Genomic DNA, 13,659 nt, shown 5'->3' with positions numbered 1-13,659 from the left:
TGTTCCAAATGTTTTGTGAAGTAAAAAGCACCAGTAAACCTTGAGCGGGTTAGCTGGTGCTTTTTTATTGATAAAGAAGAGTCATTCATTCACATGAAATATATTGGAGAGGGCAATCTAAAGAATGGAGAGATCTGTCCCAAAATCTAGGAGTAGGGTGATTTTTTAATGGACAAACCGTTTGATATGCAAAAAGAACAAAAACTAAAATGGTGGCAACTTAGCTTGTTAGGAGTTGCAGGTACTATCGGTACAGGATATTTTCTGGGGTCCGGCTTAGCGATTTCTATTGGCGGTCCAGCCGTACTGATTGCGTACTTTTTGGCAGCGGTTGGAACATATGTAGTGTTTGATGCTCTTTCGCGAATGACGGCAGATCATCCTGAACAGGGTTCTTTCCGTTCCTATGCCCAAAAAGCATTTGGAAGTTGGGCAGGATTCGGCAGTGGCTGGGTATATTGGTTTTCAGAATTGCTTATCAATGGGAGTCAACTAACCGCGCTATCTATATTCTCACGCTTCTGGTTTCCTCAGGTACCGATGTGGATCTTTGCGGCAGGCTTCGGGATTTTAGGGCTTGTGATTGTTTTTTTTGGCAATAAGGGTTTTGATCGAGTTGAAAATGTATTGGCCATCATTAAAATGGCGGCTATTGTTATGTTTCTGGTCTTGGCCGTTGCTCTTTTGGCAGGCTGGATCGGAGGAGGAAAATATAATCCAAAGCTCCCCAACAGTTACAAAGAGTTTTTCCCTACCGGCGGTATAGGATTGTGGTCATCTTTTATTTTTGCCTTTTATGCATACGGAGGTATTGAAGTGCTCGGAATTATGTCAAATCGGCTTCAAAAACCGGAGGATGCACCTAAAGCAGGAAAAGTAATGCTGGTTACACTGGTTGCAGTGTATGTGCTTTCGATTGGTCTGGCTGTGTCTATGGTGCCATTAAGTGCCTTTAACCCGAAAGAAAGTCCTTTTGTGCTTGCGCTCAGCAGCGATCATCTAGTTTTTGTGCCTCATTTATTTAATGGAGTGCTTATTATTGCAGGGTTCTCAACAATGACAGCATCCCTATATGCAGAGACATCAATGATGCTTACGCTCGCACAGGAAGGAGATGCCCCCACATTATTTTCACGGAAGTGGAAGGGTAAATATCCTCTTTATGCACTTAGTTTGATCTCCGTCGGATTAATCTCAGCCATCGTAATGTCGTTGCTACTACCGGGAAAAGTATATGAATATATCACTACTGCAGCGGGTTTAATGCTGTTGTATAATTGGTGCTTTATTTTGCTGTCTTCAGGTAAGCTACTGGAATCGAGTAGATCAAATAATATTAAACGTTGGATTGGATTATTGTTGATAGCTATGGCTGTGGTCGGATCATTTTTTCATAAACTTAGCCGCCCGGGAGTGTACATCAGCTTATTGCTTGTCTTGTTAATTGCAATATGTGACCTTATCGTACAATGGGTTCGCCGAAAGCCCACCAAGGAATCTCGTTAACTTTGTCAGGAAGTTAAGTGTTAGCGTAAAAAAAGTAATTGAAATGCTTGTACACCAAAATAAAAGCCAAAACCGATAAGAGATAATCCAGACATCCAAGAGATGGTTTTAAGCAATCCGGTTTTTAGAAACCTACGGAAAATACTTGAAGCGGCTGCCATAGTCACATCCCAGAGTAGCACACCTAATACAATCGCTCCGCTAAAGATCATTAGCTGTTGTACTGGATATGAATTAGCGACGTTTGCGAGTATGGACCCGTAAATCCCAAGCCAGAACAGGATGGAGAGAGGATTGAATAATGACATCAGGAAGCCCGCTAGGAATGAGTTGGTTAGGGTATTACCATTTCCCCGTAATTCGGACTCTGAAATCACGCCAGCATTTTTAATACTTTCAAGACCTGTATACACAAGCACGAAAAATCCAAACAACCATAAAAAAGCTTTGACAAACGGGGCATTAAGAAGGTGGATCATTCCCAAATAGACAAGCAACATATAGATTATATCTGCGGTTATTGCACCAAGACCAATAAACCAGGCATGCCAAAACCCATTCTTAATACCTCGATCCAACTGTGCGGCATTAATCGGTCCAATGGGAGCGGAAAGTGACAAACCAAGAAAAATATAACTGATAAACGTATTAATGTCCTTTTTCCTCCTTGAGTATTATTGGATGTTATGTATTTGTCTATATTAGTTTATTCGGACAAACCCATCTGTAAGACCATTTTTTGTACGTATATTGCAGGAGTAGTCTCGTTATTGCCAACCACTATCAATGAATTAAAACTAAAAAGGAGCTCTAATCCCGTACACAAAAGGATTAGAGCATTTTTAATGACAGGTTATAAAAAAAGTCTATTTGATCGAATAATTGGGCTTGACACTTTTATTGAAAGCGCTTATATTTATCTCGTAAACAATACGTTATATAACGTTATATAAAAGGGAGAGATCACAATGAATGTACATCAGACGGTTCAAACGATTTATGAACAAGCGAGTGGGAAGATTTCAGAGGTTTATTTAGTAGCCTGCGGGGGCTCATTAGTCGATATGTATCCCTCAAAATATTTTCTGGATAGTGAAGCAAAGAAGTTGGTAGCAGGCATGTATACAGCAAATGAATTTGTGCACGCGCTGCCAAAACGTTTAGGTAAAAACGCAGTAGTCATCGTTTGCTCCCATGGTGGAAACACGCCGGAATCGGTTGCGGCTGCTAAATCAGCCAAAGAGAAAGGCGCTTACACCATCGGCTTAACCCACAATAGTGAAGCGACACTGCTCAATTATTCCGATTATTCATTCCTCTACGAATGGGGAGATGAGAGCGATGTCAAAAATAATCCTATGGCCATTATTTTAGAGCTTACTGTTGAGCTGCTTCAGATCGCTGAAGGCTATGTGCATTATCAAGCTTTCCAGAACGGCTTGGGAGCAATTAATGGAATTATTAACCGGGCAAAAATACAAGTTGAACCGCGTGCGAGTGTATTTGCTGACAAATATCGCAATGAAGATCTCTTCTATATTCTGACTAGCGGAGCTTCTTATGGACATGCCTACGGATTTGCTATCTGTTCTCTGATGGAAATGCAATGGCTCCATGCGGCGTCAATCCATTCCGGTGAATTTTTCCACGGTCCGTTTGAAGTAACGGATAAAGAAACTCCATTTATTCTGATGATCAACGAAGGACGCACACGGGCATTGGATGAACGGGCACGGACTTTCCTAAATCAATATGCCGAGAAAGTGGAAGTGATCGATGCGAAGGAGCTTGGAATCGGAACCATTGCCGACGAGGTCGTCGAGTTTTTTAACCCGGTTTTATTTTACAGCATTGTATGCGTTTATCGTGAAGCACTCGCAAATGTACGCAATCACCCACTGGAAACTCGCCGTTATATGGGCAAAGTAGCTTACTAAGCGCTCTTACCAACAGGAGGAAACCATCATGAAAGTTCTAGGCATTGGCGATAATGTGGTAGATAAATATGTTCATCTGCGCATGATGTATCCTGGCGGCAATGCGCTTAATTTCAGTGTATTTGCCAAAAAAGCGGGAGTAGATGCAGCCTTTATAGGAGTATTCGGAGATGATAACGAAGCACAGCATGTAGAACACATTCTCCGTGAGCTGGAAATCGACATTTCACGGTGCAGATATCACAGCGGTGAGAACGGCTGCGCACGTGTAACCCTGGAAGACGGAGACAGAGTATTTCTGGGCAGCAATGAGGGAGGAGTTACACGTCTCCATCCGCTGAAGCTCAGTGAAGATGACAAGGCCTATGTTGGCGGGTTCGACCTTATTCACACCGGCTTGTACAGTCATACAGGGCACTTGTTGCCTGAATTGGAGACGCTGGGAATTCCTCTTTCTTTTGACTTTTCGGATGATTTCGTAGATGCACAAGTGGAGAAATATATTGCGTATGCCGATTTCGCTTTCTTCTCTTGCAGCCATATGACGGATGAAGAGACACAGAACTATATCCGCTCCAATCGAAAAAAAGAGGGGCAAATCCTGGTAGCCACACGCGGTGGAGATAGGTCTATTGCCTATGATGGTACTAAGTTCTATTTTCAAATGCCTGATTCCGTTGACGCTGTGGATACGATGGGGGCAGGAGACTCTTATATAACCGCCTTTTTACTGAGTTTTTTAAAAAATAGCAACATTCAGGACGCTATGGCAGAGGGCTCGAGGGTTGCCGCCCAGAGCTGTCTGGTAGAAGGTTCTTTCGGATACGGCATCCGTTACTAATAAAATATTTTCAAATATCTTCACTTGTAAGAATATGTAACATTTGATACTCTAAGTGGGAGTAATATAACGTTATATGACAAGTGAGGGCACATTATGTTGAATTCAGACCAAGCAGAGCCATTATATATTCAATTACAAAAAGCAGTCAAAACCGCTATTCATAATGGAACATTTACGCAGGGAAGTCGTATACCGACCGAAACTGAGCTAAGCGAGACCTACAATGTAAGTCGAATTACCGTAAGAAAAGCAATTGCCGAATTGGTTCATGAAGGTTATCTGACCAAACGTCAAGGAAAAGGTACCTTTGTCAATGTACCCAAAATTGGGCGGAAGATTGAACATATCATCAGCTTTACAGCTGCCTGCAAATCCAACGGCCTCTCTTCGCACAGTGTGGTCACAGGACGTGAAATCATAGAAGCAGATGAGGAAATTGCACATCAGTTGCAGCTGCTACAAGGAGAGAAAGTGTTATATATTCAGCGCAAAAGATACGCCGGTGATCGACCGCTCATGCTGGAGAATAATTTTTATCCTTATGACCGATTCTCTTTTCTAATGGAAGAACAGTTGGAGGGCTCTGTATACGAACTGCTGCGTCATAAATACAGCATCGATCCTAACCAACCAGGAGAAACGATATTACAAATCGCTTTGGCGGATGAATACCAGGCAAAGCTGCTGGAGACGGCTATCGGGCAGGCTTTATTCTACATGCATACGATTATTTATGATCAGCATGGAAGCCCTGTTCATGTAGGTAAGCAGTACATCATTGGAGACCGTTATCAATTCTCAATATAAATCCGTTGCCTGTTAGGTAATGTTATTCAGGTACGGCGCAGCTTCTGCTTCCACTTCATAAGAGAAGCAGAAGTAACATTATAACGTTATATTACGTTATGTTATGGGGCGGATAAATAATGAGGGGGTGAAATTGTGCAAGGGAAGAATGACACATTAGCGGACAAAGTTTTACTCTCAAATGCTATTTTTAATGGCTTAGAAAATGAAGCCTCGCCTGGGTTTATTGCACTGCGAGGAGAATGTATTGCAGCAGTAGGGCGTCCCGAGGAAGCACAAGCTTGGATAGGAGCGGAAACGGTTGTCTGTGATTTGGGTGATGCTTTTATCATGCCAGGAGTTCATGACAACCATGTATTTTTTACCGGATATATGTCGATGCATCGGGGCGTGGATTTGACTCATGCAGCCTCGATCGAAGAAGCAGTGGAATCCATGCTACAAGCGGCAAACAATCTTCCGCCAGGGAAAGATGTAACCGCTTACGGTTGGAGCGAGGAAGGATGGGGCAAGCTGCCTGAGCAAAGCTTGTTGGACGAGCTGTTCCCTGATCGGGCGGTAATTGCCATTAACCTAAATAAAAGCTACTGCTGGATGAACCGACTGGCTCAGGAGAAATATCAATTTCTGCCGGATCAATGCAGTGCTGAGGCACGCGCTTTGCTGCTCCAAGCTATGATGCAGGACCACAGCCTTGTCAAACAAGAGTTTATGGAGTTTTGCCGCATACTAGCTGCACGAGGAGTTACTTCCATAAAAGATATTGGCTTTGACCGGCATAGCGAGTTGCTGCCGATTCTAGAAGATTTGAAAGAAACAGGGGAACTGCCACTCAGATTTCATTTCTCGCTTGAACCCGTTGTTGAATCGCTTGATATTGCCACCGGTATGAAGTATAAAGCACTTTATAATGGAGACCTTATTCGTTTCCAAGGATACAAGCTGATGCTTGACGGTGTCGTAGCAGATCATACGGGGGACATGCTGGAACCTTACGCAGATATGCCCGGAGTAACGACTTTGAGGACGGTTGACTACAAAAAGATTGAAGCCTATGTGCTGGAAGCAGACAGCCAAGGTATCAAATGCTGCCTAACTGCAGAAGGTGATGCTGCGATTCGCCAAGCGGTATCCATGATTGAAAAATGCCGCGAACAACAAGGTAATAACCTTATCAGACATTCGATCAGTGATCTAGAGTATCCTCATCCAGATGATCTGATCAGAATGGGCGAAAACGAAATTTTTGCCGAAGTCTACGCTCAAATCCTGCTACTGAATCCAACCTATGAAGAGGCCTATATGCCTGTTGTGGTAGGCAAAGGTCATGAAAACCGATTTTATAATTATAAATCTATGCTGGAGGCTAATGTGCCAATAACCATTGGGACTGATCTGCCCTTATTTATCACCAGTGTTCCCGATTCACTGTACTCAGCTTCTCATCGGTTATTTCCGGACGGATCACCTACTGGAGGCTGGTATCCCGATCGGGGGATGCCGCCATCCGAAGTTTTAAAGGCATGGACCATTAATGGAGCCAGACATTGTTATATGGAAGAGGTTACAGGCACGCTAGAGGCTGGAAAATATGCTGACATCACCGTTTTTGATCGCAACCTCCTTAACGCATCCGCTGGTGACATCAGGGACGCCCAAGTGATATTGACCATTATGGGAGGGAAGGTTACGTATAACCATTCTTGGAATGAGGGATAAACATGAACATCAAGAATATGAAATGGAAATTATCCTTGCCTCATAGCTATACCTTAATATTTTTGATTATCATTACAGTCGCCGCATTGACATGGATTGTGCCCAGCGGACAATTTGAGCGTCATGAAGTGACAGTGAACGGTGTGACCAAAACGGCGATCGTTTCGGGAACCTATCACACTGTACCCAAAACTGGGGAGAACGGTGATTTAAGACAAGGACTCCCTCAAATCCTAAGCGCTCCTATTGAGGGGATTATCAATGCTGCGGATGTCGTCTCTTTTGTCCTAATTGTGGGCGGCTCCTTCGGGATTATACTGCAGACGGGAGCCATCGATCGTGCCCTGACAGCTCTTGCCAGACGGCTGAAGAATAAGGGGATTCTGCTTATTCCAATTGCCATGGTTATATTCAGTCTCGGAGGCTCTACCTTTGGGATGAGCGAAGAAATTATTCCGCTTTATGCGATTTTTATTCCGTTAATGTTTGCCCTAGGCTTCGATTCTATGACTGCTATTCTCATTCTATTTCTGGGAACGCAAATTGGCTATGTTGGTTCGACTGTTAATCCATTTTCAGTATTGATTGCCCAGGGGATTGCAGGAGTGGAGGGGAATCCTCAGCTCTGGCTGAGATTTATTGAATGGCTTGTATTCACTATGATTTCTATTGCCTTTACGATGTGGTATGCGCATCGTGTTAAGAGAAATCCGGAGAAATCCATTGTTTTTCAGAGTGATATTATAAATCGTGAGCATTTTATAAAAGAAAATACAGGTGAGGACGTCGTCTTCACGTTTCGGGACAAATTAATAATAGGTGGATTTATTGTAACGCTTGGAGTAATTGTCTGGGGGATTTTGGCCAAAGGCTGGTATATGACTGAAATTGGTGCCCTTTTCTTCGCACTCGGTCTTTTTGTCGGGGTAGTTACTAAAATGAGCCAGAAGGAAATAGCTGAGAATTTTGTAAAAGGGTGTGGAGAATTCATCTACGCTGCAGTGATCATAGGTCTCGCCCGCGGAATTCTGATCATCGCCGAGCAGGGTATGATCATCGATACCGTATTGAATGCACTCGCAAGCATTCTGGAAGGATTGCCAAGTTACTTGTTCACTACCATTATGTTGGTTGCACATAATATTATTACTTTCCTAGTCCCATCTTCTTCGGGGGAAGCAGCACTAACCATGCCTGTACTTGCACCGCTTGGCGATCTTGTAGGTATCAATCGTGAAGCAGTGGTCACAGCGTACCAATTCGGTAACGGGTTAACCAATCTAATTTCACCGACAGGCGGAGTACTGCTGGCGGGATTGGCCATTGCCCGGATCAGCTTTGGACAGTGGCTAAAGGTAATCTTCAAGCTATTCCCGATCCTGTGGTTAGTTGCTGCTATTTTTGCTGCTATTTCGGCTGCGGTGGGTATCTAATAAATCAAGTGAGAGCCCCTGTCTTTTAGAGACAAGGGTTTCTTTTTGTGCATAAGTTTACGTGGAAAATGAATAATATGGATAGCATTTTCCTAAGGAGGAAATAAAATTGATGCATGCTGATAATAGATTACTCATTGCTGCTCTAGGCGGTGTTAATGAAATCGGGAAAAACATGTATTTTATCCAATACGATCAGGATATTGTCGTTATCGATTGTGGCTCCAAGTTTCCTGATGAGAATTTGCCTGGTATTGACCTCATTGTGCCGGATGTTACCTATCTGCTGGAAAATCAGGATAAAGTCAGAGCGCTCATTGTGACTCATGGGCATGAGGATCACATCGGAGGTATTCCCTATCTGCTGAAGCAGATTAATATGCCCGTTTATGGCACAAAGCTCACCATCGAACTAATTAAGATTAAGTTAAGGGAGCACAACCTTTTACGTGATGCGGAGCTTCATCTTATAGATGGGGATTCAACCGTTCAAGCGGGAACGATTCAGGCATCCTTTTTCACTACCGTCCACAGTATCCCGGATTGCCTGGGTGTCTTTTTTCAGACACCGGAAGGAAATGTGGTCCACACCGGGGATTTCAAATTCGATATGTCTCCCGTCAGTGGACCTTTCCCCGATCTTCATCGTATGGCCGAAATTGGAAAGCAAGGGGTTAAAGTGCTTCTTTCCGAAAGTACTAATGCCGAAAGACCGGGATTTACTCCTTCAGAACGCTTGGTTGGCGGACATATTTTGGATGCTTTTTCCAGAGCCAAACAGCAAGTATTTATTTCTACGTTTGCATCCAATGTGAACCGTGTCCAGCAAGTCATTGACGCGGCTGTGGAAACAGGCAGGAAACTCGTTCTACTGGGACGCAGCATGATAAATGTGGTGTCAGTGGCTAAGGAGCTGGGTTTCTTGCACATGCCTGAGGACTTGTTGATTGAGGCGGGAGAAACAGAACGGTTTCCTGCAGAAGAAATTGCTATTTTATGTACAGGAAGTCAGGGTGAGCCGATGGCTGCACTGTCCCGACTAGCCAATTCCTTGCATCCCAGAATCGAAATTTTGCCTGGTGATACTGTAATCATTGCTGCTGGGGCCATACCCGGGAATGAACGGAATCTTTCCCAGGTCATTGATAACCTGTACGTACTGGGCGCCAACGTTATTTATGGATCAGGCAGTACCACAGGGATGCACGTATCCGGTCATGGCAGCCAGGAAGAATTAAAATTAATGATGACCCTGATGAAACCTGAGTATTTGATTCCCATACACGGTGAATTCAGGATGTTGTATCAGCATCGTCAGCTAGCGGAGTCTGTAGGGATTCCGATGGAGAATGTATTTATCGTCCATAACGGTGACACTGTTCAAATCCAAGAGGGAAGGGCATCTCTGGGGCCCAAAGTATCAGCCGGCAATAGCTTGGTAGACGGATTGGTGACAGGGGACGTAGGTAATATTGTACTGCGAGACCGTAAAAAGCTTTCTTCAGACGGAATGCTGATTATTGTGATGACGTTGAGCAAAAACGAGAAACAAATGCTCGCAACACCAGAGGTCATTTCAAGAGGCTTTGTATATGTTAAGGATTCCGAAGAGCTCATGAGTCAGATCCACGACACGATTATGTCCACAGTGAACGAGTTAACAGAAATCGAAATGAGTCAGTGGGGACTGATTAAGCAAATGTTAAAAGATGATGTTGGCCGGTTTATTTACAGTCAGACGAAGAGAAGACCCATGATTTTGCCTATCATTATTGAGGTATAGAATAGTGGCAAATGTCAAAACAAGATGGAGCTTGTTTTTTACGCGAGTACCCAAAAAAGACTTAGATCAGCAATACAACTGATTTAAGTCTTTTTACTTCCTGTTTTCCCTAAAAATGCAGTTGTAATGGCGGTTTCTAGCGAAGCGGAGGATTTGAATCTGGAGAGGCAACAGCGATCGTAAGATCAAATCCTACGCGCAGCGTCTTAATCGCTTACGGCCGCTTGGGTTCCTGCTGTATGCCCTGTCGTAAACGCCGCTGTAATATTATAACCACCTGTGTAACCGTGAATATCGAGTATCTCACCGCAGAAGAACAATCCAGGCATCAGCTTGGACTCCATTGTTTTCGGATTAATTTCCTTCAAATTCACACCGCCCCCGGTAACAAATGCTTCCTTCAGAGAGAGCGTACCGTTCACACGGATTGGAAACGCCTTAATGCGATGAGCAAGTTCTTGCCATTGCTGCTTGGGAATATGATCATAGGTCAAGTCCTCACGCAGTTCGGCTTGCTGGAGCAACAATGGAATCAAGCGTTCCGGCAAATAAGGCTTAAGCACATTTTTGATCGCTTTTTTAGCATCGACCGATGCCAATTCCAGCGTCTCACGGTAGACTTCATCGGCATGTTTGTGAGGCTGCAAATCGAGAGTCAACAACACCGTGTTCACCTTATTCTTTTTCATTCCCTTGACGACAAACTGACTGCACCGCAAAGCAGTCGGGCCAGATAGACCAAAATGTGTAAAAATCATATCTCCTTCATGGACGACAACTTTCTTTTGCTTCGCATTCCATACGGTTAGACTGATGTCGCGTAAGGATAGTCCCTGAAGCTCTTTCGTCTGGATGAACGTCTCGCCTGAGGTCAAGGGAACCTCTGTTGGATACAGTTCCGTAATCGTATGCCCTGCTTGTTCTGCCCATGCATAGCCATCACCTTCCGAGCCTGTATGCGGAACGGATTTGCCACCAACGGCTACAATGACATTACGGCTATGTAGGATTTCACCGGAACGCAGTCGCACCCCAGCTGTATGACCTTCAGTGTAAATAACCTCTTGAACAGGACAGCTTGTTCGAATCTCGACTCCTTGAGAGCGTACCTTGTTGACCAAAGCATCGACAACTGTTTTGGCTTTGTCCGTCACTGGAAACATACGCCCGTTGTCTTCTTCCTTTAAGGCTATACCCAACTGTTCAAAAAAAACGATGATATCCCGATTGCCGAAAGCCGCCAGTGCACTGTGCAGAAATCGGCCATTGCCGGGAATGTGCCGAATGAGTTCGTCCAGCTCTTTGGCATTCGTGACATTGCAACGGCCTCCACCAGAGATCCCCAGCTTACGCCCGAGTTTATTTCCCTTTTCCAGCAAAAGCACCTTGGCACCTTCACCGCTGGCAGCAGCAGCAGCCATTAATCCGGCTGAGCCGCCTCCGATCACAATAACGTCGTAAGTCATAAACCTCTTCCTTTTCGTCGACAAATTTTCAAAAAAATTCAGAACGGCGTAACCGGTTTTTCATCATATCGTAATACCGTCGCTTTAGATAGCCTTTGAGCACAGTAAACGCATATATCTTTCAATTTTCAGGAGTCTGAAATACGTAAAAACGCTTTTCTTATATACATCTGGTATTTAGCATATTTTGTCGTTCTACACCGGGATTTTAACACATATATTGTAATATATTGTAGCCTGTGCTTTAATTCAACTAACGGCGTCAAGGAAAGATGATGAGGGGGAGAAGTCCTTGTTAATTGCGTTGAAGGAAAGTGTGCTCCAAGTTCTCCTTGCCGTTATATCGGCGGGTTTTTTCTCTATATTAACGGATTATGGGGATAAGAAAAAGGTTTGGGGCAGCAATCTGCTTCCTGGACCCAATCAAGGAATACTGTATTTGTGTTGCTTGCCAGCCATATTGCTATGTACACTCTTTCAATATCAGTCTCCGTATGGTTTACCTTCCAATCTCGGTATTATTCCCCTTGCAGTTGGCATCATGTACGGTAGACGTCGCACTGCCTTCGTGCTTGCCGCTTCCGCACTTATGGGAGTCCTAATTATAGCCCAGTCGACAGAAATGTCCCCGATGTATGTGGGAACGGGTTTTATCCTTTTTCCTTTTATGCTCCTGCATGTCAAGTTTTTTCAAAGAGGAACAATGTTGGACAAAAAGCTCCTGATCTCCGCATATGTTGTGGCTGATATGCTGTTTAAGGCGATATTTCCGCTACTGTGGGGCAAACAGGATATTGCGGTATACATTCCTGACTTACTTACAACGTTTTGGAATATTGGTGCAGGGGTACTGGCAAGTTTTACGGTCGTGAGCCTGATGCATAATGCCTTTGAGAAGCTGGCGCTACGGCGTGATGTGACTGAGTTTACGAGCAAATATTTAATTGAAGTGGATAAGCTGCGTCAAGTTATGGATTTGATGCCGTTATCTCTTGTTACTTTGGACAGCGAAGAACGAGTTATACATATGAACAAAACGATGCTGGAACTCTATCGGGACTACGATCCCTACATTACGCTGCCTGAGGTAGTAGGTCGTCCATTCACCTCGTTATATGGTTTTAGCGCTTTACCTGCGGTTAACGAACGAGTTGCGAAAGCGTTGGAAGGAGAGGCGGGGGCTGATTTTATAAATGTTACCCCCAAAGTATTCTTCTCAAGTTTCCTTCCTATTCGGGATAAACATGCAAACCAAACGACAGGTGTCATTATCGCCTTGCAAGATATTACAGAGCTGGAGACGCTACGCAGTGAGCTGGGTAATTTTGAAAGGCTCAGTCTGGTTGGACAGATGGCAGCAGGCATTACTCATGAAATACGTAATCCGATGGCGGTTGTGCGTGGTTTTTTACAGCTTATGCGTGAGAAAAGCCCAGAATCCCTCAACCATTATTACCGCATTGTGATGGAGGAACTTGACCGAGCGAACGGGATTATTAACGATTTTCTTTCACTGGCCCAGAATCGAATTGTCGAGAAGGAGCAATGTCATCTGCATGATATTATTCGCGAGCTGACGCCTTTATTGTGGGCAGATGCGAATCTGAGGGGACAGACGATTGAGCTAAAGCTGGAGGATCATGTGACGATGCTGCATTTGAATCCTAAGGAAATGAAGCAATTGCTGCTTAATTTATCGCGTAATGCGATGGAAGCTATGGGGGAAAAGGGAGTGCTGACCATTTCCACTCATGAGGAAGGGGATTTTGTGGAACTAGAAGTAAAGGATACAGGGCCGGGAATTCCGCAAAAACAGCTTGAAAAGCTGTTCCAACCTTTTTACACCACCAAAACGAAAGGTACAGGTCTGGGTCTGGCCTTATGTCAAAGTATAGTGGAGCGTCATCACGGTACAATTGCCGTAGATTCGGTGGAGGGAATGGGTACGCAGTTTAAAGTTCGATTGCGCAGAACCGTTCCGACTTACCGGGATCATTCTGAGTTTCCTGTCATGAATTCGATACAGAAATAATCGTGCAAATATATAGCCGGATTTTTGCAAATTACGTGAAAAAGATTGTATAATGAAATTTAGATGTCCATGCCTTTACTACGGCAAAGGATGAAATTAGAAACGTAGTATACATGATTTTTGGAAAAGGAG

10 protein-coding genes are annotated in these 13,659 nt (G+C 44.1%); 8 read left to right on the top strand and 2 right to left on the bottom strand.

The window, feature by feature from the left end; translation table 11 throughout:
- Nucleotides 1-168: 168 nt before the first annotated feature.
- Nucleotides 169-1,506, top strand: coding sequence for an amino acid permease (locus ACQW03_RS07630; RefSeq protein WP_441949060.1), 1,338 nt, complete (start codon nucleotides 169-171; stop codon nucleotides 1,504-1,506).
- Between the two features lie 20 nt (nucleotides 1,507-1,526).
- Here ACQW03_RS07630 and ACQW03_RS07625 read toward each other — a convergent pair whose 3' ends face one another.
- Entirely contained in the window at nucleotides 1,527-2,159 is a 633-nt protein-coding gene (locus ACQW03_RS07625) for a LysE family transporter (protein ID WP_076293129.1), read from the bottom strand.
- Nucleotides 2,160-2,474: 315 nt separating this feature from the next.
- On the opposite strand from ACQW03_RS07625, the gene ACQW03_RS07620 reads away from it, so the two are divergent.
- From ACQW03_RS07620 to ACQW03_RS07595, 6 genes are all read left to right on the top strand, one after another.
- Nucleotides 2,475-3,443 (top strand): SIS domain-containing protein, encoded by a 969-nt coding sequence (locus ACQW03_RS07620; RefSeq protein ID WP_220026971.1) that lies wholly within the window; start codon nucleotides 2,475-2,477, stop codon nucleotides 3,441-3,443.
- 28 nt (nucleotides 3,444-3,471) lie between these two features.
- Nucleotides 3,472-4,284 (top strand): PfkB family carbohydrate kinase, encoded by an 813-nt coding sequence (locus ACQW03_RS07615; RefSeq protein WP_441949058.1) that lies wholly within the window; start codon nucleotides 3,472-3,474, stop codon nucleotides 4,282-4,284.
- A gap of 96 nt (nucleotides 4,285-4,380) precedes the next feature.
- Complete coding sequence (locus ACQW03_RS07610; RefSeq protein WP_104497322.1) at nucleotides 4,381-5,094, top strand: GntR family transcriptional regulator; 714 nt, start codon at nucleotides 4,381-4,383, stop codon at nucleotides 5,092-5,094.
- A 135-nt stretch (nucleotides 5,095-5,229) separates the two neighbouring features.
- Nucleotides 5,230-6,813 (top strand): amidohydrolase, encoded by a 1,584-nt coding sequence (locus ACQW03_RS07605; RefSeq protein WP_441949055.1) that lies wholly within the window; start codon nucleotides 5,230-5,232, stop codon nucleotides 6,811-6,813.
- 2 nt (nucleotides 6,814-6,815) lie between these two features.
- Nucleotides 6,816-8,246 carry a YfcC family protein gene (locus tag ACQW03_RS07600; RefSeq protein WP_441949053.1) on the top strand — a complete coding sequence of 477 codons (1,431 nt, stop codon included), beginning with the start codon at nucleotides 6,816-6,818 and terminating at the stop codon, nucleotides 8,244-8,246.
- A 112-nt stretch (nucleotides 8,247-8,358) separates the two neighbouring features.
- Nucleotides 8,359-10,029: a ribonuclease J gene (locus tag ACQW03_RS07595; protein ID WP_441952332.1), complete on the top strand. Its 1,671-nt coding sequence runs from the start codon at nucleotides 8,359-8,361 to the stop codon at nucleotides 10,027-10,029.
- Nucleotides 10,030-10,235: 206 nt separating this feature from the next.
- On the opposite strand, the gene ACQW03_RS07590 is transcribed toward ACQW03_RS07595, so the two are convergent.
- Entirely contained in the window at nucleotides 10,236-11,495 is a 1,260-nt protein-coding gene (locus ACQW03_RS07590) for an NAD(P)/FAD-dependent oxidoreductase (RefSeq protein WP_441949051.1), read from the bottom strand.
- A gap of 292 nt (nucleotides 11,496-11,787) precedes the next feature.
- Between ACQW03_RS07590 and ACQW03_RS07585 the strand changes: the two genes are divergently transcribed.
- Nucleotides 11,788-13,527, top strand: coding sequence for a two-component system sensor histidine kinase NtrB (locus tag ACQW03_RS07585; RefSeq protein WP_071639515.1), 1,740 nt, complete (start codon nucleotides 11,788-11,790; stop codon nucleotides 13,525-13,527).
- The last annotated feature ends 132 nt before the right edge of the window (nucleotides 13,528-13,659 follow it).

Origin of the sequence: Paenibacillus sp. DRB1-1, from assembly GCF_052119485.1 — a bacterium.
GTDB classification, from domain to species: domain Bacteria; phylum Bacillota; class Bacilli; order Paenibacillales; family Paenibacillaceae; genus Paenibacillus; species Paenibacillus polymyxa_B.
The sequence above is the reverse complement of the archived record's forward strand: the minus strand, read 5'-3'. Positions and strand labels throughout refer to the sequence as shown.

Bases quoted from the DNA above. Each gene is read 5' to 3' on its own strand.
- ACQW03_RS07630 (WP_441949060.1), top strand. From the start codon at position 169: ATGGACAAACCGTTTGATATGCAAAAAGAACAAAAACTAAAATGGTGG.
- ACQW03_RS07620 (WP_220026971.1), top strand. From the start codon at position 2,475: ATGAATGTACATCAGACGGTTCAAACGATTTATGAACAAGCGAGTGGG.
- ACQW03_RS07615 (WP_441949058.1), top strand. From the start codon at position 3,472: ATGAAAGTTCTAGGCATTGGCGATAATGTGGTAGATAAATATGTTCAT.
- ACQW03_RS07610 (WP_104497322.1), top strand. From the start codon at position 4,381: ATGTTGAATTCAGACCAAGCAGAGCCATTATATATTCAATTACAAAAA.
- ACQW03_RS07600 (WP_441949053.1), top strand. From the start codon at position 6,816: ATGAACATCAAGAATATGAAATGGAAATTATCCTTGCCTCATAGCTAT.
- ACQW03_RS07595 (WP_441952332.1), top strand. From the start codon at position 8,359: ATGCATGCTGATAATAGATTACTCATTGCTGCTCTAGGCGGTGTTAAT.
- ACQW03_RS07590 (WP_441949051.1), bottom strand. From the start codon at position 11,495: ATGACTTACGACGTTATTGTGATCGGAGGCGGCTCAGCCGGATTAATG.